Genomic DNA, 21113 nt, shown 5'->3' on the forward strand with positions numbered 1-21113 from the left:
CACTGAAAAATTCCGCTGGGATAAAGTGCAGGGAGTTTACCACAGGCGGAGGACGTAAAAAAAACGAGCAGCCAGGCTGCCCGTTATGACTTATTTAGCGGGAACCGCAGTCCCCCATTTACGCCAGTCTTTCGGCTCTTCGTCCTCCAGCAGATAGTGCTTGCCAGAGGTGGCCTGCGGCGCCAGCGGGATCGTTGGCGGCGTGGCAAACGCAATGCCGCCCTGAATGAACTGCTGGAAGGTGCCGGTTTTCACCACCCCGCCGATCAGACCGAATTTCAGGTTATAGCCCGAGGCCAGCCAGAAGACCGAGTTATTACGCACCAAATGCTGGTACTTTTTACTGATCCGCAGGGTTATCTGCACCCGGTCAGCCATTGCGCCCAGAGAGGTGCCGGTCACGGTACCCACTTCAATTCCGCGGAACAGCACCGGTGTACCCACGGAAAGCGAACCGCCCTCAGGCGCATCCATTACCACGTTCAGGCCATCAAGATAGCGCGCGTCGGTGATGGTGGACTCCTGCAGTTCAAAGGTGCGCTGCGCCTGGCCTTTACCCGGATCGACATTGATATAGGGCTGCAGCAGCGTATCAAGATGATTAACCCCGGCCGCGGAGATAACCGGCGAGACCACCGAGAAGCGGCTGCCATAGCGCGCAAAATCATTCACGTATTCAGGGTAAAGCACGGCTTTTGCGATCACCTGATTTTTATCCTGATTCAGCGCCAGCGATTCAAGCTGCCCAATGGTTATGCCAAGGTAGCGAATCGGCATACCGGGTGAAAGCTTACTGGCATCAAAGGTGTGCAGCATAATCTGGCTGCCTACCGCACGCGCCATCGTCTCAGAGGCGTAGAGCACGCGTTTGTCTTTACTGGTCAGGCCGATGCCCGCGCCGGTCAGGTTATCAAAGCTGATCGCTCCTTTTATCGCACGGTTAAGCGGTGAAGCCTGCACCGTCAGTCCGCCGCCGTTAAGCTGCACGCGCGCGCCGCCCTCAGCCCAGAATACGCTGTTTGCCGTGAGCAGATTGCGATACTCCGGCTTGATATGCACGCGCACGTCAAACTGGCTGGCTTTCGGAATGACATCTACGATCTCGCCCACCTGGAACTTGCGGTAGAGCACCACGGAACCGGCCTGAATATCGGGCAGGCTGTTGGCCGTCAGGGTGAGGGTGGTGGGCAGCTGATTGGTGGTAATACCCTCCGCCGCCTTCTCCGCATTGGCATAGAGCGGGTAGCTGGATTTCACTTCACCCTTGTTACCAGGCTCCAGCCGTATGCCGCCGTTGACCCATTCACTGGCGCTGGCACCCAGCACTTCCATCCCGTCCAGTCCCAGCTTCACGTCCAGCCGGCTGTTGATGATAAACTTACTGTCGCCGTGCACCAGATGGCGGTATTTAGCCGCGATGGCCACGCTGAAATTAACCCCTTTGTCGGTAAGATCGCGGCTGACAACCTGGCCAATCTGCATACCGTGCAGCATCAGGGGTTGACCTGCATCAATGCCGTAGCTTTCGGGGGCGGTCAGCTTCACCGCAATGGCGTCCGGCTGCTGGAGTAGCGCAGCGTTGCTTTGCAAAACGGTAAAGTGGTCCTGCGGCTCACCGTCGCCGGGGATCAGCTCCAGCGTGTTGCCGGTCAGCAGGCTGCTGAGGCTGCTGTCGGTCAGGCTGATTTTAGGGCTGCGCATTTCAATACGCGTACCCGTACGCATCAGTCCGGTAACGGATGGATCCAGCGTCAGTTCCCCGGTTACCTTGCCGCCCGGCTGCAAATTGAGTGCAGTCAGGGTGCCTACTTCCAACCCCTGATACATCAGCGGCGTACTGTTGGCGCGCAGATTTTTACCGTCAGGCAGATCGAGCGCAATCACCACCCCACGATGGCTGTGCGCCAGGTCGGGATAGAGATCGTAGTTATCATCCGTTTTTGCCTGGGGTGAGGCATCCGGCGAGTCAAAGGCGATGGCACCATTCACCAGCGCCGCCAGACTCTCCAGCTGCACTTTCGCCCCGCTTAACCCAACATCTGCCTTAAGCCCGGAGACATTCCAGAAGCGGCTGTCCTTTTTCACCAGATTAGTGAAGCGTCGCTCAATCAGCACATCGACAGTAACGCCCCGATTACCCGCATTAATGCTGTAGTCGTAAACGCGGCCAACGGGAATTTTACGGAAATAGACCAGCGAGCCGCTGTTCAGCGATCCCAGGTCGGCCGTATGCAGATGAATAAGCATTTCGCCGGTGTTAACGCGGTATTTAGGCTGCGTATCCAGCGCGACGAAATTCTCACGCGGTTTGCCCTTGCCCGGCATCATACCGATGTAGTTGCCGCCCACCAGCGCGTCCAGACCCGATACGCCTGCCAGTGACGCTTTGGGCGTCACCAGCCAGAACTGCGTCTCGTCGCGCAGCGCATCGCGCATATCGCTTTTGATACTGGCCTTGATTTTGATGGTGCGCAGATCGTCAGTCATGCTGATGCCCTGCACAAGCCCGACCTCTACGCCCTGATAGCGCACCGGCGTACGGCCCGGGACGATGCCGTCAGCCGTGGCAAAATCAATAGTGACCGTGGTGCCGCGCTCCTGGTAATTCGTCCAGACGAGCCAGCCCGCAATAAGCAGCGCAATAAAAGGCAGCAGCCAGAACGGTGAAATTCTGCGCCGTCTCTTTATGCGTGCGTCAGTCGGTGTAGTCGGCGTTTCCTGTTGCATGAGCATCCCAAAGTAAACGGCTATCCAGCCACTCAACGGCAAGGATAGTAAGTATGACCGATGAGCCAAAATAGAAGGCCGCCGGTCCCATAGTAAAAGCCAGAAGCTGATCGCGATTGACCAGAGACATGGTTAACGAGATGACAAACAGGTCCAGCATAGACCAGCGTCCAACCCAGGTAACCACGCGCAGGAGCCGGATACGGGTTTTAAGACCCTGTTCACAGTTAAAATGTATGCTGATCAACAACGTCAGCAGGACAATCACTTTAGTAAAGGGGACTAAAATACTGGCAATAAAAACCACTGCCGCGACGGGCACATTCCCCGATCCCAGCGAGAGTATCCCTGACAGTATGGTGTCCTCTTTACGGGCACCATTCAGATAGATAACAGAAATGGGCAGCAGGTTGGCCGGAATGAGCAGAACTATCGCCGCTATTAGCGCCGCCCAGGATTTTTGCAGGCTAAAGCGGCGACGGTGGCGCAGCGGAGTATGACAGCGGGGACAGCGTCCGCGTTCGTCAGGTAGCCCGGTATGGTGGCAGCTCAGGCACACCCTGAGCTTATCGGATGATACCTGCGGCTGCGGCTGTGGATAAAAACGGTGCCACAGCTGCTCAATGTTCATATGAATCAGGGTTACCAGGCTGAGCACCGCCAGCGAGATAAAGGCCACCAGTCCGGGGCCGGGTGTGATGCTGGCGTAGTCCTGCACTTTAATCGAGGCGACGGCGATACCCACCAGGTAGATATCCAGCATGACCCACTCTTTCAGCCGTTCGAGCATTAAGAGTACCGGGCGAAGATTCATCCCCAGCTTTTTGCCGAAATAGAGGTAAGCAATTGACGCCACCAGCGTCGCCGGCGCACCAATGGTGCAGAACGCCACCATAGAGGCGGTGATCACGTTGCCCTGCTGGGCCATCTGATAAATGCCCCCTATCAGGGTTGCACTGATATTGGTGCCGAGCAGGCGAATTGAAACCAGCGACTCACTAAAGGCGAACGGCATAAGCAGGAGCATGGTGACGGCCATGGCGGTCAGACGGGTCATTGACCAGTCGCGACCGTTCAGGATGCGCGCATTGCAGCGCGGGCAGTGCGCAGACTCGTTTGATTTCACATCCGGCAAGGAAAAAAGGGTATCGCATTGTGGACAACGCTGATAACGTGCCTGAGGCAGAGCATGACTAATGGTGAGTATTTTCATAATCCTGACTATGCTGATTGACCCGGCAGTGCGTATGCAGGGCAGGGTTAGGCCTGGTCGTACACCATGATGTCAGATAACACATCGGGTCATGCTTAAGGTCCAGACGGTACTAAGGGTATATTAACTTCCGGGATGATTCACCTTATCGATCTGAACATATCATGCTTATTTTTTCAGGTGCGGTCATCATCCACCGCGCGACAAGTTTCCTCAATGGTTAAAAAATGACAAAAAAAGAATTTTATTCGGACCTCAACCGCGATTTGCGCGCGCTTATCGCCGGTGAAACCAGCTTCCTGGCCGCAATGGGTAATTGTAGCGCGCTTTTATTCGAGCGTCTTGAAGGCGTCAACTGGGCAGGGTTTTATCTTCTGACCGAGCCAGACACGCTGGTATTGGGGCCGTTTCAGGGCAAAATTGCCTGCGTACGTATTCCTGTGGGTAAAGGGGTGTGCGGTACGGCGGTAGCCGAATGCACGATCCAGCGCGTTGCGGACGTTCACGCCTTCCCGGGCCATATAGCCTGTGATGCGACCAGCAATGCTGAAATCGTCCTGCCGCTGGTGGTGAATGGCCAGACAATCGGCGTTCTGGATATCGACAGCGTGGAATATAACCGCTTCGACAATGATGATGAAGTCGGACTGAAAACATTGACCGACGGGCTGTGTGAAGTGCTGGCCGGATCGGATGTGGAAAAATTTATTCACATCAAACGCAGCTAAAGCGCTGGATCACGTAGCATTTGCTGACGGTGTCATTATAATGACGCCTGTTCATGCCTGCGCTGATTGGCAAACCCGTTGTAATCAGGAAATTTCATGGAAAATCAACCTAAGTTGAATAGCAGTAAAGAAGTTATCGCCTTTCTGGCAGAGCGTTTTCCCGAATGCTTTAGCGCTGAAGGTGAAGCAAAACCCCTTAAGATCGGCATCTTTCAGGATTTAGTTGATCGTGTTCAGGGCGAAATGAACCTGAGTAAAACTCAGCTTCGTTCTGCTTTGCGTCTTTACACGTCAAGCTGGCGTTATTTGTACGGCATCAAGGCAGGCGCAACGCGCGTTGATCTTGACGGCAATGCGTGTGGCGTCCTTGAAGAGCAGCATGTTGAGCATGCCCGTAAGCAGCTCGAAGAGGCGAAAGCCCGCGTACAGGCCCAGCGCGAACAGCAGCAGGCAAAAAAACGCGAAGCGGGTGAAGAAGGTGCTCCACGCCGTCCCCGTAAGCCGGTGCGTAAACCTGGCGCTGAAGGTGAGCAGCCGCGTAAAGTCCGCAGCAAACCTGCCGCCGAGCGCGCACCTTCCGCAGAGCGTCAACCACCGCGCAGCAAACCCGTTACCGATACCACAGCACTGCAAGTCGGCCAGAACATCAAAGTCACCGCAGGCAAAAGTGCGATGGATGCCACCATTCTTGAAATTACCAAAGATGGCGTCCGTGTACAGTTAGCTTCCGGCATGGCAATGATAGTACGCGCAGAACACTTGCAGTTCTGATACGGAGGCCAATCAGGGCATGAACAACTTTTTTAAAACGACCGCACTTGCGGGACTGCTTCTGGCAGGGCAGGTTTTTGCCGCCGATACCATCGTGCGCGCAGACCAGATCCCTCAGCTTCATCAGGAGCCGCAGCATGCCACAGTGAGTGAGCGCGTAGCTTCTCGCTTTACGCGATCTCATTATCGCCAGTTTGATCTTAATAAAGATTTTTCGGTTAAGATTTTTGAACGCTATCTTAATCTGCTCGACTACAGCCATAACGTGCTGCTGACCTCTGATATCCAGCAGTATGACAGCAAGAAGAGCACCCTGGGTGACGAGCTAAAATCCGGTCAGCTGGACGTGTTTTACGATTTATACAATCTGGCGCAGAAGCGTCGTTTTGAGCGCTATCAATATGCGCTGTCGGTACTCAATAAGCCGATGAATTTTAATGGTCATGACACCGTTGATATCGACCGCAGCAAAGCGCCGTGGCCGAAAACGACGGATGAACTGAACCCGCTGTGGGATGCGAAAGTCAAATATGACGAGCTCAGCCTCAAGCTGGCCGGTAAAACGGATAAAGAGATCCGCGATGTCCTGACCAAACGCTACCAGTTTGCCATTCGTCGTCTGGCCCAGAGCAACAGCGAAGATGTGTTCCAGCTGGCAATGACCGCGTTTGCTCACGAGATCGACCCCCATACCAACTACCTTTCACCACGCAACACCGAGCAGTTCAATACCGAAATGAGCCTGTCGCTTGAAGGGATTGGTGCGGTGCTGCAAATGGATGACGATTACACCGTCATCAACTCTATGGTGGCAGGCGGACCGGCGGCGAAAAGTAAATCAATCACTGTCGGCGACAGAATTGTCGGCGTAGGCCAGCCGGGCAAGCCAATCGTGGATGTGATTGGCTGGCGACTTGATGACGTGGTTGCGCAGATCAAAGGCCCTAAAGGTAGCAAGGTGCGCCTTGAAGTGCTGCCGGCAGGTAAGGGCACCAAAACCCGCCTGGTTACGCTGACGCGTGAAAAGATCCGTCTTGAGGATCGCGCGGTGAAAATGACCGTGCATAACGTGGGCAAGCAGAAAGTCGGCGTACTGGATATTCCCGGCTTTTACGTTGGGTTGACCGACGATGTTAAGGTTCAGTTGCAGAAGCTGCAAAAGCAAAACGTTGACAGTATTGTCATCGATCTGCGCACCAACGGCGGCGGGGCACTGACCGAGGCGGTTTCGCTCTCTGGCCTGTTTATTCCAGGCGGTCCCGTAGTTCAGGTGCGTGACAACATCGGCAAGGTGCGTCAGGACAGCGACAACGACGGGATCGTTTATTATAAAGGTCCGCTGGTGGTACTGGTCGATCGCTTCAGCGCCTCAGCCTCGGAAATCTTTGCCGCTGCCATGCAGGATTATGGCCGGGCACTGATTGTGGGTGAGCCGACCTTCGGGAAAGGGACGGTGCAGCAGTATCGCTCGCTGAACCGCATTTACGATCAGATGCTGCGCCCTGAATGGCCTGCACTGGGCTCCGTCCAGTACACCATTCAGAAGTTCTACCGCATCAACGGCGGCAGTACGCAGCGTAAAGGCGTAACGCCGGATCTAATGATGCCTACCGGGGTGGAAGCGATTGAAACCGGTGAGAAGTTTGAGGATAACGCGCTGCCATGGGATAGCGTGACGGCCGCGAACTATACCAAAACCGGCGACGTTAAAGCGCTGGTACCGCAGCTGCTGAAGGATCATCAGGAACGTATCGCGAAGGATCAGGAGTTCCAGTACATCCTCAAGGATATCGCACGCTTCAACGCGATGAAGGAGAAGCGCAACATTATCTCTCTCAATCTGGCCGAGCGCGAGAAAGAGAATCATGAAGATGATGCACTGCGTCTGGAGCGCATCAACGCGCGTCTGAAGCAGGAGGGTAAGAAGCCGCTGGCTAAGCTCGACGATCTGCCGAAGGACTATAAGGAACCCGATCCTTATCTGGATGAGACGGTGAATATTGCGAATGACATGGCGCAGCTTGAGAAAGCTCAACCGTCAGATTCCTCAGCAAAATAACGTCCCAGGGCACAGCACAGTCTGTGCCCTTGTTTTTACTGCCAGCCCCCTCCAGCGTATTCCAACCCTCCTCAGTACCACCAAAGTGCGTCTCTTACCGATCGGCTATCGGGTTTATTCACAGTGTAAAGTTATGTTTTTTTAGGTACTTAACGATTAAGAGCGCTTGAAATGTTTTCCGGAACCCATACGATAGCTATCCGCGTTGTGCGAATCCGTTAACTGAGGAAGATGAAATTATATGATGCGTATTGCGCTTTTCCTGCTGACCAACCTGGGTGTAATGTTGGTTTTCGGGCTGATACTCAGCCTGACGGGGATCCAGTCGAGCAGTGTTTATGGCCTGATGATTATGGCGGGTCTGTTTGGCTTCGGCGGTGCGTTCGTTTCACTGCTGATGTCTAAATGGATGGCCCTGAAATCCGTTGGTGGCGAAGTGATTGAGCAGCCGCGTAATGAAACTGAGCGCTGGCTGATGCAGACCATATCGCAACAGGCTCAGCGTGCGGGCATCGCCATGCCGCAGGTGGCCATTTATCACGCACCGGATATTAACGCGTTCGCCACCGGCGCGCGTCGTGACGCGTCACTGGTCGCGGTATCCACCGGGCTGCTCCAGAATATGAGCCGGGATGAAGCTGAAGCGGTGCTGGCACATGAAATCAGCCATATTGCTAACGGTGACATGGTCACCATGACGCTTATCCAGGGTATCGTGAACACCTTTGTTATCTTTATTTCACGCATACTGGCCCAGCTGGCCGCAGGTTTCCTCTCCGGCGATCGGGATGAAGGGGAGAGCAATAACGGCAACCCGATGGTCTACTTCGTCGTTTCGATGGTGCTGGAACTGGTCTTTGGTATTGCTGCCAGTATTATTACCATGTGGTTTTCGCGTCACCGCGAATTTCACGCCGACGCCGGATCGGCTAAGCTGGTGGGGCGTGAGAAGATGATTGCCGCGCTACAGCGTCTGAAGACCAGCTATGAGCCGCAGGAGGCCAGCACCATGCAGGCGTTCTGCATCAACGGTAAGTCGAAATCGCTCAGCGAGCTGTTTATGTCCCACCCACCGCTGGATAAGCGCATCGAGGCGCTGCGCAGCGGGCAATATCTGAAATAGCGGTCGCTTTGCGTCAAAACCGGGCCTGTGCCTGATGCTGAGCACCTTTGAGTGACAGACATCAGCGCAGGCCCGTTTTTTTATGCCGCAGAAGGTATCAGGCGCCGGGGTCGGGCTGGCGGATGCGCATCGCGCTAACCACCGCCGCCGCGACGGCGAAACTGCCTGCCAGCACCAGCGAAGCGTGCGTGCCGCGATCGCCAAACAGATTGAACATCAGCGCCACCAGCGCCGCACCGCTGGTCTGGCCCAGCAGACGCGCGGTTCCCAGCATACCGCTGGCCCCGCCGCTTCGCTGACGCGGAGCCGACGAGATGATTGTATGGTTATTTGGCGACTGAAACAGCCCGAAACCCGCGCCGCACAGCGCCATGCGCCAGATAATATCCATATCACCCGGTGAGGCGGGCAGCAGCGCCAGCGCAAACAGGCCGGAGGCAAACAGGGCAAGCCCAATAGCGCCCAGCAGACCGGCGTGGTAGCGCTCAATCAGTCTGCCCGCGATGGGTGCCACGATCATTGTTGCCAGCGGCCACGGCGTCAGCAGCAGGCCGGTGGCGACCTCACCCCGCATCAGTACCGATTGCAGAAAGAACGGCAGTGAAACCATGGCCAGCATCTGGGCACAGAAAGAGCAGACCGATGTCCCAATGGAGAGGGAAAAAATCGGTATACGGAAGAGATCAACCGGCAGCAGTGGGAAGGGTAAACGCAGCTGGCGACGGATAAAGAAAAAGCCGATAACCACCAGCGCAGCCACTTCAGCCAGAATCAGCCGGGTGTTCTGCCCCTGCGCAAAGCCGCTGAGGGCTGAGATTAACAGGCCGAAGGTCAGCGCATTCATCATCGCACTGATAACGTCAAAGCGCTGCCCCTGGGCTTTCTGCGCATTATCCGGCAAAAAACGTAGAGCCAGGCCCAGCGCCGCGATTCCTATTGGTACATTAATCAGAAACAGCCATTTCCATGAGGCGACCGAAAGCACAGCCGCCGCGACGGTTGGACCGGCGGCGGTGGACACGGCGACGATAAGCGAATTGATGCCCATCCCGCGCCCGAGAAACCGCTGCGGATAGATAATCCTGATCAGCGCCGTATTCACGCTCATCAGCGCCGCGCCGCCGAAGCCCTGTAGCACGCGCGCCAGGGTAAGCATGCCCAGCGTACTGGAGAAGGCGCAAAACAGCGATGTACAGGTGAAAATGACCAGTCCTGCCTGATAAATGCGCCGGTAGCCGATAATATCGCCGAGGAAGGAGAGGGAGAGTAGCGAGACTATTATCGCCATCTGATAGGCGTTAACAATCCAGATAGATTCAGCCGGACTGGCCAGCAAATCGCGGGCGATGGTCGGCAGGGCGACGTTGGCGATAGCCCCGTCCATCACCGCAACGGTAAGGCCGAGCGCAATGGCCAGGATAGCGCCATAGCGCTGGGGAACGGGCAGTCCGTCCATTGGGGAAGTTTTCGGCATCGACCTTACTGTGCAGGAGGGGTGAATATCACCATGCTAATGATTTTTTGGCGATCTATCCATCTTAACCGCGCGGATCTGCATGGCGCAGACCCGCTTTGTATCAGTTATCGACTACTTCGGCGCTTTTTTTCAGCAACGGACAGTCGGTTACGCCCACAATACCGCTATCGGTGTGGAGGTACTGAGCCGTTATCATCCCCCTTGCGGTGAGGTACTGACACTGAAGGCCCATGCCCGCAACATTTTTCGTGCTGCCAGCCAGTACGCCATAGCCGGTCACCAGCAGGGCCAGCCAAATGATGATTAACAGCGCAACGAGTCGAACTAAAAATCTCATGTTTTCTCCTTAAGATTGTTATAACAGCAATCCTGACGTTACCGCCTCGCTGCTGGCACTCATCATAGCAGCATACTGCGGCGCGGCCCGCATTTCGTAATGAAGCATACACAAAGGGTCGCCACACGCCTTCGCGAAGGTTCTTAAATAACTGTGATGACGCTATCATTTCCAGGCGGAGCGGGTAGAATTCGGCTAAGTCTGCATTGGCAGATAATGTATTACATTAGCTTTCAGAGGCCTTTATGAATGAATTAGCAAATGGCGCGGCAGGGCTCGCTTCCACAGGCTTTATGCTCGCGCTGGTTATCCTCGGGCTGATAGTCTGGTTTTTTGTCAATCGGGCCAGCGTGAAGGCCAGTCAGCATATCCGCCTGCTTGAGTCGCTGCTGGAGGAGCAAAAACGGCAAACCCTGCTGCTTCGCCGCCTGAATGACGCATTGGCCGGTAATGAGAAGGGCGATCCCGCCTCCGACAGCCAGAACAAAGAATTTATTCGCCTCATTCCTGAACGTTAATTATTCCAAAGGAAACGCATGGCCTGGAAAAATCCCTGGTACGATCCTGCCAAGGCGCATCATACGCCTGAAGGCTTTCGCAATCCCGAACCTGACCTGCGCCAGAATGGCGATCTCAGGCGCTGGCGAAAAGAGCGCAAAGCCGCCGGACTACCCTTTCCGCCCGCGCAGGGTTACGACGGATTTATTGGGCAGTGGTGGCGCCGGGCGGAGCTGGGTGGCAGTGAAGATGCCGTCTGGTGGCTGGGCCATGCCTGTCTGCTGCTGCGGCTGGAGGGGAAATACATCCTCATAGATCCCGTTCTCTCGCCGCGCGCGTCGCCCCTCAGCTTTTATGGGCCGAAGCGAAAGACCCCGGCCGCGTTGAGCATCGAGGACTTACCCGCGCTGGACTGTGTGCTGATCTCTCACAGCCACTATGATCATCTTGACCGCAAGACCATCAGACAGATCCTGCGGCGTTTCCCTGACGCAGAGTTTGTTGTTCCGCTTGGGCTCGAACCCTGGTTCCGCAAGCGCGGGGCGGTGAAGGTAACCCAGCTTGACTGGTGGGAAAGCACCGAGACCATGGGTATCACGGTGCATGCGGTTCCTGCACGCCACTGGAGCATGCGCACGCCCTTTGACCGGAATCGTGCGCTCTGGTGCGGCTGGACCGTTAAATCATCGGCAGTGAATTTTTGGTTTACCGGCGACAGCGGGTACAGCGATAACCTGCTGGAGATTAATCGTCGGCTGGGACCTTTTAATCTGGCGGCGCTGCCGGTGGGCGCCTATGCACCAACGTGGTTCATGCGCGGGCAGCATATGGATCCCGAACAGGCAGTTTCACTGCATGCTGCGCTGGGACAGCCGCTAAGCATTCCTATTCACTGGGGCGTATTTGAACTGGCAGATGAATCGCTGGACGAGCCGCCAGCCGTGCTGGCAGCGGCTATGCAGGCTGCTGGCCTGGATGCTGCGCGCTTTCAGGCGTGGAAAATAGGCGGAAAATGCTCGCTGAATAATATCAGCCAGGAAAATTCCTAAAACGCCGTGTGGCCGAACAGGCAGGGAAAGCCTGATATTCCAAATAAAACAAAATCACTGATGGTACGACCATTATTAATTGTTGTCTCTCACTGCCTGCTAATGGGGCAGTGAGAAATATAGTCTCCTGATTTTGGTGCAATTTAAATTGCTTCTTTTAAATCTGACTTTTTTTTGTACCAGACGGACAGCAGGGTAATCACTTACTCACCCAGGTTTAAATGAATTTTTTTGAGTAAGCTTTGCCATAAAAGTGCAATATCAATGATTAGTATTCACTTAATGTTTTAACAGGTAATAGACTTAAGCACGACGGCAGGATAAGCTTGGTTTCAGGATACGGAAATCAGTAACAGGCTGTCTGTACAAGTGTTAATCCCTCGTCCGGCGTAAAACCTGTCTGACATAGCGTGCGCACTTCGCAGAAATGTGCACTCGCTCCTTGTTCTGTTTCAATCCTGAGCGATATCTCATATACCGTTTAAAAATGACTTGCCATTAATAAACGAATATGTGATAACGCTTTTAGTTAAAACGAGGTACAGTTCTGTTTATGTATGGCATCTTCAGTAAAGAAGTTTCGAGTAAAGACGTTGAATACCGCTTCCTTGCCGAGCCTTAATCCGTGCCTCATGCAGTAATGTCTCTGGTTTTTCTGTACGTTAAGCCCTCGGGCGAATAAACACTCTAAGGAATTTGCAAAATGGCAAAGATTAAAGGTCAGGTTAAGTGGTTCAACGAGTCTAAAGGTTTTGGTTTCATCACCCCTGCAGACGGCAGCAAAGATGTGTTCGTTCACTTCTCTGCAATCCAGGGCAATGGCTTCAAAACTCTGGCTGAAGGCCAGAACGTTGAGTTCGAAATTCAGGACGGCCAGAAAGGCCCTGCTGCTGTGAACGTCACCGCTATCTAATTTCGATCTTAGCCTCTGACTCGCCGTGCGCGGTGAGTCTTTCAGGCCAAAATCTTAATGCTAAAGCCCTGCCAGCACCGGCAGGGCTTTTTCATGCATGCCAATAAATTCTGCCCTCGCTTCCCGTTTCCGGTAAACTGCCGCCGTCAATACTATCCGGAGAGTCGTTATGTCCTACCAATGCCCACTTTGCCACCAGCTTCTGCTGCCTGATGCGTCTGGCTGGCGCTGCGAGAACAGGCACCAGTTTGATCGGGCAAAAGAGGGCTACGTTAACCTGCTGCCCGTGCAGCATAAGCGCTCGAAGCAGCCCGGTGACAGCGCAGAGATGATGCAGGCAAGACGCGAATTCCTTGATGCCGGACATTATCACCCGCTCCAGCACAAGGTCTGTGACATGATTGCGCGTGTTCTGCCTGGAGGGCCGGTCAGGGTTCTGGATATCGGCTGCGGAGAGGGGTATTACACCCACGCCGTGGCGCTTCGTATGGCGGCCCAGGGCGAGGCGGACATACACGGCCTTGATGTTTCCCGGGTGGCGGTAAGGATCGGCGCTAAGCGCTACCGTGACGTCTCATTCTGCGTGGCATCAAGCCATCGTCTGCCCTTTGCCGAAGCCACCTTTGATGCCGTATTACGCATCTATGCGCCCTGTAAAGCCCAGGAGCTGGCCCGGGTGGTGAAAGAGCAGGGATACGTGTTGACGGTCACGCCCGGTCCGCGTCACTTAATTCAGTTTAAGGCGCTGATCTACCAGGATGTGCGGCTGCATGACGACACCCCGGAGCAGATGGAAGGGTTCGAACTGGTGGAACAACACTCTCTTAACTACCCGATGCGGCTTAACAGCGAAGAGTCCGCCGCCCTGCTGCAAATGACGCCGCTTGCATGGCGCGCGCGTCCGGAAGTGTGGGGCGTACTGGCTACCACGCCTGAGTTTGAGTGTGAAACCGACTTTACGCTGCGCCTGTGGCAGCGCAATAGCCACTCTGCCGTAGTCTGACGGATAGCGGCGTCTTTCAGGTATCTGCCAGGTGCTGCCGGACCATAAAATGGTAAATGCTTTCCAGGTCGTCGAGCTTACTGACGTGGACGTGGAGTGGGCGCTGCTCAAGCTGGATAACCAACACCCCGTCCTCAGAAAGATTCATGCTCTGAATGCGCTGATATGCAATAAATACCGGGCCGTAGAAAAAACCTTCTGCCTTAAACAGCAGTTTAGGCTGGCGCAGCCAGAACAGATAGACAGAAAAAAAGGCCAGCACCATCAGTAAGGTGGTGGTGACCTGCGTCCCCTGGCTGGTGATATTCCTGTAGATGAGGATGGCAATCAGCCCGGTAAAAATAGCGCTGTCCAGTCCATTGCGACGCTTGAGGGGAACCCTCAGCCGGGTGTCACCCCGTCTTCGAGCCGTAATCAGCTCATCATAAATCGCATACATCATAAACAGTGCGATAAAAAGCACGATGAAATAATCAGTCAGTGACATCTTTTAATATCCCCACAAAAGGCCGACCGGAATGATAAACCCGGGTTCCGGCCGACCTTTTAAGTTCGCCGGGTTACCCCGGCGACGCGTTACACGCCAAGCAGGCCAATCCAGTAGCCAAAAATACCAATGACAAAGAAGCCCATGATAATCCACAGCGCATTGACTTTACGACGGAGCAGCCACATACAGCCGAAGGTCAGCAGCAGCGGTATCATGCCTGGCATAAGCTGATCCAGGATCGACTGGACGGTGGTTACCGTGGTTTTTCCGGTATGGTCGGTAATACGGGATACCACCAGCGGCACATCCACGTGCGTCCACTTATTGACCAGCGCCCCCATCACAAAGAGGCCAAGAATCGACGCCCCCTCGGTCAGCTTTTGCAGGAAGCCGCCGCCCATATCCCCTACGATATCGACGCCCTTACGGTAACCATAGGCTACGCCGTAGTAGCGCACCAGCAGACGGACAAGGTTAAACAGGACAAAGAACAGAACTGGCCCCAGCAGGCTGCCGGTCATGGCGATGCCCGCACCCAGTGCAGCAAAAACCGGGCGAACGGTGCCCCAGAATATCGGGTCGCCCACGCCAGCCAGCGGACCCATCAGGCCGACTTTGATGCCGTTAATGGCCGCATCGTCGATTGCTGCGCCGTTCGCACGCTGCTCCTCCATGGCCATGGTGACGCCGAGTACCGGTGCCGCGACATAAGGGTGGGTATTAAAAAACTCCAGATGGCGTTTAATGGCCTGCTTGCGGGCGTCATTATTTTCAGGATAGAGCCGACGGATAACCGGCACCATAGAGAAGCAGAAGCCCAGGGCCTGCATGCGTTCGAAGTTCCATGACCCCTGAAACAGGTTTGACCGCAGGAACACGCCACGCACGTCACCCGGCGTCAGTTTCTTTTGCACAGTCGTTGCTGTGGTTGTAGAAGTGGTATCAACCATTTTGCTCACCTTTTCCCTAATCTAATTCGTTATCGAGGTCATTAGCGGCTGGCCCTGAAGCCTGCGCACCTGCCACGCGATTATATTTTGGCGCCAGCTGGATATAGAGCACCGCCATCACCACGCCGATGACGCCCAGGGCAACCAGGTTGAAACTGGTAAAGGCCGCCGTGACGAAACCCAGATAAAAGAAAGGCATCAGATATCCGGCGCGCATCATGTTGATGACCATGGCGTAACCGACAACGACAATCATGCCGCCCGCGATGTTAAGACCGTTAGTCACCACCTCAGGGATGGAATCCAGCAGCCCCTGGACAACGTTGGTTCCTACGGAGACGGCAACGATGGCTGCCGGGATCGCGATACGCATTGCCTGCAAGATCAGTGCGGAAACATGGAGCCACGAAATTGCGGTCAGGTTGCCCTTTTCTGCGGCCTTATCGGCTGCATGCTGGAAGGCGACGGTAATGGTTCGAACAATGATGGTCAGCACCTGACCGGCGGCCGCCAGCGGAATAGCCAGAGCGATACCGGCCCCAACGCTTTGCCCACCGGCGATAACCAGGATAGTTGAAATGATGGAGGCGAGGGCGGCATCAGGTGCCACGGCGGCACCAATGTTCATCCAGCCAAGGGCGATCATTTCCAGCGTACCACCGATAATGATGCCGGTTTTAACATCACCGAGGACAAAACCAATCAGGGTACAGGCCACCAGCGGCCGGTGGAACTGGAATTCATCAAGAATTGATCCCATGCCTGCAATACAGGCAACGATAAATATTAGTACAATTTGAAGAGTGGTAATCTCCATTGCACTTCTCCTCTAAAAGTCATGAACTGAGTTAAGCCTGTGCGTTCAGGCAATAATGCGAACTTTTGCTATTTATTCATTTTGGTGATCAGGTCCATCATTTTTAACCGCTGGTCGGAGGAGACCTTACGCACCTCCAGTTCGATACCGCGCTCGTTAAGCTTTTTGAATGCCGCAATATCTTTGTCATCAACGGACACGGCGTTATTAACCTGAATTTTTCCCTGACGAAATGCCATGCCGCCAATGTTCACGCTGGTTATTTTCACCCCTTCCTGAACCAAACGTTCGACGTCGGTAGGATTGGTAAACAGCAGCATGACGCGGTCCCGGGCATATTTTGGGTTATTCCATACCCGTATCATTTTCGCGACGTCGACGACGTGCGCCGTTACACCCGGCGGGGCCACCTGGGTAAGCAGCGTTTTACGCACGGTGTCGGCGGCGACTTCATCGCTGACGACGATAATACGGTTCACATTGGTTTCTTTCGTCCAGCGAGTGGCAACCTGACCATGGATTAACCGGTCATCAATACGCGCCAGCCCGATTTTCATATGATCCTCAGGTCCCAGAGGTTTCTGGGGGGCTGCAGGGGCGTTGACCGCTGCGGGGGCAGGTGCAGGGGCAGGTTCAGGCGCTTTGGCTTTAAGTGCCTTAACCCCTTCACGCCCCGTTTCCACGGCAACGGCCACCAGCTCAGCAAAGCTGGGGTCGTCATCGCGCGCCATCAGCGTTTCCACCAGCATGGGAATATTGACCCCGGCGATGACCTCATAATTTTCTTTATCAACCACAATACGACTGGCGGCATTAAAGGGACTGCCTCCCCAGGTGTCAACCAGAAACAGGACACCCTGGTGGGTATCTAAATTGGTCAGCCGCGCCTGATATTTCTCGATCAGAGTTTCTGCATTTTCACCCGGGACAAAATCTATCCACGCGATATTTTGCTGTTCTCCGAGAAGCATTTCGGCCGTTTTAATGAGCTGCTCAGCAGCCCAACCGTGCGTGCCGATCACAATAGCAATGGTCACTTGCTACCTCCGTTTACTCTATCCAGCGGCCCACAAACACTTCTGAGCCGCGCGTGTAGTCATCAAAGGTTCTTAGCCTTTATGATGCTGTGTATAAAACATGACGTGACAGGGGACGAATAATTATTTCATCAAACTGTGTAAACGTTTCCCCTTAAGACGCGATTTATTTTAATGTGCGAAAAAATAAATTATGTGACCGTGCTCAGCTATTTAGACCCTTGTTTCACTCATTAGGGTCTGTTGTAAGAATGATTAGCATTTAAGCCAGCTTAGAGTGTAAGTGTAAGAAAATATTTTTGACGTAATGGTCACGGCTGTTTACAGTAGGGATCCTTTTTTAACACAGGAGTAACGGGCCTCAGCCCACCCTATGGACTGTCATCGACGTCGCTTCACTCAGCCCCTGGTACCTTCGACCAGTTTTATCTTCGTCACCTCTTCAGACGACCCGCTTCAACCCCTTTGCGATTATTCAGCCCGCGCGAGTTTCTCGTCGCCCGCTGCGTTTTCACCTTCACGTATCTGGAGTCTGTAATGGAATTTATTTTAGACCCCTCAATCTGGGCCGGTCTGCTGACGCTTATCGTTCTTGAAATCGTGCTGGGGATTGATAACCTGGTTTTTATTGCCATTCTTGCCGATAAGCTTCCACCAAAGCAGCGCGATAAAGCCAGACTCATTGGCCTTTCTCTGGCGCTGGTGATGCGTCTGGGGCTGCTGTCTTTGATCTCCTGGATGGTGACGCTCACGCGACCGCTGTTCAGCGTGGGCGAATTCAGCTTTTCCGGCCGCGATCTGATCCTGCTGGTGGGGGGGCTGTTTCTGCTGTTCAAAGCCACCATGGAGCTGCATGAACGGCTGGAAAACCGCGATCATAACGGCGAGGGCAACAAGGGCTATGCCAGCTTCTGGGCGGTCGTTATTCAGATTGTGGTGCTGGATGCGGTATTTTCACTCGATGCCGTGATTACCGCCGTGGGCATGGTGAACAACCTGGCGATAATGATGACTGCCGTGGTCATTGCGATGGGCATTATGCTGCTGGCCTCGAAGCCGCTGACCCGATTCGTCAATGCGCATCCGACCGTTGTCGTACTCTGTCTGAGCTTCCTGCTGATGATTGGCCTGAGTCTGGTTGCCGAAGGTTTTGGCTTCCATATTCCTAAAGGATACCTGTACGCCGCCATCGGCTTCTCAATCCTGATTGAGCTGTTTAATCAGATTGCACGGGTGAACTTTATGCGCCATCAGGCCAGAAGGCCGATGCGCGAGCGAACCGCCGAAGCGATTGTCCGTCTGATGGGGGGGCGCCGTGGCCCGGCGACCGGCAGCAGTGAACAGAGTGAGATGAATGACAGGCCGCGCGAAACCTTCAAGGATGAGGAACGCTATATGATCAATGGCGTGCTGACGCTGGCCTCGCGCTCGGTGCGCAGTATTATGACGCCGCGCGGTGACATCTCCTGGGTCAATGCAGAGCGTCCGGCTGATGAGGTTCGCCTCCAGCTGCTGGATACGCCTCACAGCCTGTTCCCGGTGTGTCGTGGCGAGCTGGATGAAGTTATCGGGGTGGTGCGGGCGAAAGAGCTGCTGGTTGCGCTGGACCACGGCATCGATGTGGCAACCTTTGCCTCTGCCACTCCGCCGATAATTGTACCCGATACGCTGGAACCGCTTAACCTGCTTGGCGTGCTGCGTCGTGCCAAAGGAAGCTTTGTGGTGGTCACCAATGAGTTTGGCGTAGTGCAGGGGCTGATTACCCCGCTGGACGTGCTGGAAGCGATTGCCGGTGAGTTCCCGGATGAAGATGAAACCCCGGATATCATCGCCGACGGCGAAGGATGGCGGGTTAAGGGCGGCACCGACCTGCACTCGCTACAGCAGTTGCTGGACACGCAGGTGCTGGTCACGGCGGACAGGGATCATGCTTCGCTGGCCGGGCTGCTGATTGCCCAGAAGGGGCAGCTGCCCCAGATGGGTGAGATCATTGAGCTGCCGCCGCTAACGTTCCAGATCCTCGAAGCGACCGAATACCGTATTGACCTGGTTCGCGTCACGCGCCAGCGCCAGGATAATGAGGAAGAAGAAGGTTAATTTCAGCGCCGAAAAGCCTTGACCGCAACTGGCGGCGGACAGCGAAAAGTCTGCCGCCATGCGTGAGTGTTGAGCTGAGGGCGATTGTCTCTCACTCGTGGGCAAGCGCGTGTCTCTTAGCGGCCAGCGCATCACGTCGTCAGCTGCCGCAGCAGGCGTCTCAGGCAAACAGCAGGGTTTTATGGTTACTCAGCCAGTCTGGGAAATCCCCCAGCGGCATGGGCCGCGCATAGAAATAACCCTGTAATACATCGACGCCTTTATCCCGCAGGTAGGTAGCCTGCTCTTCCGTTTCCACACCTTCCGCCACCAGGCTGATATTCAGACGCTGGGCCAGTGAAATCACCATATCCGTTACCGTGGCGTTAATCGCATCCGTCCCGATGGCCGCCGTAAAGACCTTATCAATTTTCAGCACGTCCGGGCTGAGCGTTTTCAGGTACGAGAGGGAACTGTGGCCCGTACCGAAATCATCTATGGCCAGCTTCACCCCTAACGTGTGCAGATAGGCCACCACGCGCTGATCGACCTCCGGCAGCGAGTCGCGTTCGGTAAGCTCGACAATCAGCTGCGGAACCGGATTTGCCGGCCACCACAGGCGCTGGAGATCGTCGATAATCTGGTGCTGATGAAAATGGCTGGCCGCGACGTTAATTGCAATATGAAACGTTGGGCAGGTGGGCAGCAGAGGCAGATGGCGCACGACTTCACTTAAAACAAAACGCGTGAGTGGCGCAATCAGATCCTGGCGCTCGGCCAGGGGAATAAAGACATCCGGCGGTATCCAGCCCTGTCGGGGGGTATGCCAGCGCAGCAGCAGTTCAATACCGTCGCAGTCGCCGCTGCGTGAATTAATCAGCGGCTGGCAGTAGACCATAAATTCGCGGGCATTAATGCCATAGCTGATTTGCCAGGAGAGACTCATGCGATTGGCGGTTGCCAGCCAGACGATATAGCCCATCAGCAGGCTTAGCAATAGCGCTAACGGCAGCTGCGAGGGCATGGTCATCAGCGCCAGCCGGGTCGGGGCCGGACCAAACAGCGTGATAGAGAAAGGATAACGCAGTGAAGCCTCCTGCCAGGTGACTTCATCTTCTGAGGGCAGAGCCTTTTCTACCATCGGATTACCGTATTCCAGGCTTTTATCACCCACGTTGAAAATGGCGCGCTCAACCCATGGCAGGGTCGGTTCCAGCAGATAGTTACTCATCATTTCGATATTAATGACCTGCAAAATACCGGAGTGATTATCGGTATCCTGCGGCGTCCAGAACAGCAGAACAGGCGAGCCCTTAAGGAGCTGCTGGTCCGAACTGAGCATCATGCGCTGGTTATTCACTGCCAGTTCAGGGTAGATGTTACTGAAACTGAGATCACCGGCACCGGACAGGCTGGAACAGTACAGGGTGTCGTTATTTACCAGAATAATGGTTCGCACGGTCTGCAGTGACGCCAGCTTTTCAATCAGCGGAAAACGCACCTGCTCGCAGGAGAGCCCTACCAGCCCCAGCGTATTATTGGCCGCAACGTCAAGGGGGGAAAACAAACGGTCGAAGCGCTGAATAGCGTTATTGGCGAAAATATGGGACTGCTGTTCAATGCGATTTTTCTCTTCCATAAAGCGGAAGGCTAACGTAAGGATGAGCACTAACGCGGCAACAATAATGGCGATAAATAATCGCTTGCGCCGAAACTGTCCGAATACTTCCTGGGACATTTGCATCAGTAACCACCCTAAATCAAGACGCCTATACAGAGACTGAGCACCTGTTATCGGCCTGCCAGTCATTAAGTTTAGCCACGCAGAAGAGAAAAGCATGATTA

19 protein-coding genes are annotated in these 21113 nt (G+C 54.6%); 10 read left to right on the forward strand and 9 right to left on the reverse strand.

All coding sequences use genetic code 11. From position 1 onward, the window contains the following. Positions 1-90: 90 nt before the first annotated feature. Together AC4PCC_RS09545 and yebS are read right to left on the reverse strand one after the other, a co-directional pair. Complete coding sequence (locus AC4PCC_RS09545) at positions 91-2727, reverse strand: PqiB family protein (protein ID WP_492127217.1); 2637 nt, start codon at positions 2725-2727, stop codon at positions 91-93. Further along, a complete protein-coding gene (gene yebS / locus AC4PCC_RS09550) occupies positions 2696-3940 on the reverse strand; it encodes a membrane integrity lipid transport subunit YebS (protein ID WP_492127218.1) in 1245 nt (414 codons plus the stop codon). Before yebS ends, AC4PCC_RS09545 begins: the two co-directional genes overlap by 32 nt. A gap of 227 nt (positions 3941-4167) precedes the next feature. On the opposite strand from yebS, the gene AC4PCC_RS09555 reads away from it, so the two are divergent. From AC4PCC_RS09555 to htpX, 4 genes are all read left to right on the forward strand, one after another. Continuing rightward, complete coding sequence (locus tag AC4PCC_RS09555; protein WP_492127219.1) at positions 4168-4668, forward strand: GAF domain-containing protein; 501 nt, start codon at positions 4168-4170, stop codon at positions 4666-4668. Between the two features lie 96 nt (positions 4669-4764). Further along, a complete protein-coding gene (gene proQ / locus AC4PCC_RS09560; RefSeq protein WP_067701228.1) occupies positions 4765-5439 on the forward strand; it encodes an RNA chaperone ProQ in 675 nt (224 codons plus the stop codon). Positions 5440-5458: 19 nt separating this feature from the next. Next, positions 5459-7498: a carboxy terminal-processing peptidase gene (prc, locus tag AC4PCC_RS09565; protein WP_492127220.1), complete on the forward strand. Its 2040-nt coding sequence runs from the start codon at positions 5459-5461 to the stop codon at positions 7496-7498. A 241-nt stretch (positions 7499-7739) separates the two neighbouring features. Continuing rightward, on the forward strand, positions 7740-8621 hold the full coding sequence (htpX, locus tag AC4PCC_RS09570; RefSeq protein ID WP_067701234.1) for a protease HtpX: 882 nt from the start codon (positions 7740-7742) through the stop codon (positions 8619-8621). Positions 8622-8718: 97 nt separating this feature from the next. Here htpX and AC4PCC_RS09575 read toward each other — a convergent pair whose 3' ends face one another. Then, on the reverse strand, positions 8719-10095 hold the full coding sequence (locus AC4PCC_RS09575) for an MFS transporter (protein WP_492127221.1): 1377 nt from the start codon (positions 10093-10095) through the stop codon (positions 8719-8721). 103 nt (positions 10096-10198) lie between these two features. Next, the gene (locus AC4PCC_RS09580; protein ID WP_067701240.1) at positions 10199-10435 is read right to left on the reverse strand and encodes a YobH family protein; all 237 of its coding nucleotides are present in this window, start codon (positions 10433-10435) and stop codon (positions 10199-10201) included. A 245-nt stretch (positions 10436-10680) separates the two neighbouring features. Between AC4PCC_RS09580 and AC4PCC_RS09585 the strand changes: the two genes are divergently transcribed. From AC4PCC_RS09585 to rlmA, 5 genes are all read left to right on the forward strand, one after another. Further along, on the forward strand, positions 10681-10953 hold the full coding sequence (locus tag AC4PCC_RS09585) for a YebO family protein (protein ID WP_067701243.1): 273 nt from the start codon (positions 10681-10683) through the stop codon (positions 10951-10953). A gap of 18 nt (positions 10954-10971) precedes the next feature. After that, positions 10972-11982, forward strand: coding sequence for an MBL fold metallo-hydrolase (locus AC4PCC_RS09590; protein WP_492127222.1), 1011 nt, complete (start codon positions 10972-10974; stop codon positions 11980-11982). 553 nt (positions 11983-12535) lie between these two features. Beyond that, positions 12536-12604: a DUF2627 domain-containing protein gene (locus tag AC4PCC_RS09595; RefSeq protein WP_231877563.1), complete on the forward strand. Its 69-nt coding sequence runs from the start codon at positions 12536-12538 to the stop codon at positions 12602-12604. Positions 12605-12685: 81 nt separating this feature from the next. Continuing rightward, positions 12686-12895 (forward strand): transcription antiterminator/RNA stability regulator CspE, encoded by a 210-nt coding sequence (gene cspE, locus AC4PCC_RS09600; RefSeq protein ID WP_001062678.1) that lies wholly within the window; start codon positions 12686-12688, stop codon positions 12893-12895. 169 nt (positions 12896-13064) lie between these two features. Next, the gene (gene rlmA / locus AC4PCC_RS09605; RefSeq protein ID WP_492127223.1) at positions 13065-13898 is read left to right on the forward strand and encodes a 23S rRNA (guanine(745)-N(1))-methyltransferase; all 834 of its coding nucleotides are present in this window, start codon (positions 13065-13067) and stop codon (positions 13896-13898) included. Positions 13899-13914: 16 nt separating this feature from the next. On the opposite strand, the gene AC4PCC_RS09610 is transcribed toward rlmA, so the two are convergent. The 4 genes from AC4PCC_RS09610 to manX all read right to left on the reverse strand — a co-directional run bounded on the left by AC4PCC_RS09610 (position 13915) and on the right by manX (position 17192). Further along, positions 13915-14385, reverse strand: a complete 471-nt coding sequence (locus AC4PCC_RS09610) for a DUF986 family protein (RefSeq protein ID WP_492127224.1) — start codon at positions 14383-14385, stop codon at positions 13915-13917. A gap of 89 nt (positions 14386-14474) precedes the next feature. Then, positions 14475-15338: a PTS mannose transporter subunit IID gene (locus AC4PCC_RS09615; RefSeq protein ID WP_067701255.1), complete on the reverse strand. Its 864-nt coding sequence runs from the start codon at positions 15336-15338 to the stop codon at positions 14475-14477. Positions 15339-15354: 16 nt separating this feature from the next. Continuing rightward, positions 15355-16155 carry a PTS mannose/fructose/sorbose transporter subunit IIC gene (locus AC4PCC_RS09620; RefSeq protein ID WP_492127225.1) on the reverse strand — a complete coding sequence of 267 codons (801 nt, stop codon included), beginning with the start codon at positions 16153-16155 and terminating at the stop codon, positions 15355-15357. 68 nt (positions 16156-16223) lie between these two features. Continuing rightward, positions 16224-17192 (reverse strand): PTS mannose transporter subunit IIAB, encoded by a 969-nt coding sequence (gene manX, locus AC4PCC_RS09625; RefSeq protein ID WP_492127226.1) that lies wholly within the window; start codon positions 17190-17192, stop codon positions 16224-16226. A 537-nt stretch (positions 17193-17729) separates the two neighbouring features. Here manX and AC4PCC_RS09630 point away from each other — a divergent pair. Then, positions 17730-19289 (forward strand): TerC family protein, encoded by a 1560-nt coding sequence (locus AC4PCC_RS09630; protein ID WP_492127227.1) that lies wholly within the window; start codon positions 17730-17732, stop codon positions 19287-19289. Between the two features lie 160 nt (positions 19290-19449). On the opposite strand, the gene AC4PCC_RS09635 is transcribed toward AC4PCC_RS09630, so the two are convergent. Then, the gene (locus AC4PCC_RS09635; protein ID WP_492127228.1) at positions 19450-21012 is read right to left on the reverse strand and encodes an EAL domain-containing protein; all 1563 of its coding nucleotides are present in this window, start codon (positions 21010-21012) and stop codon (positions 19450-19452) included. Positions 21013-21113 lie beyond the last annotated feature (101 nt).

The sequence above is a fragment of the Erwinia sp. L03-1 genome, assembly GCF_058686115.1.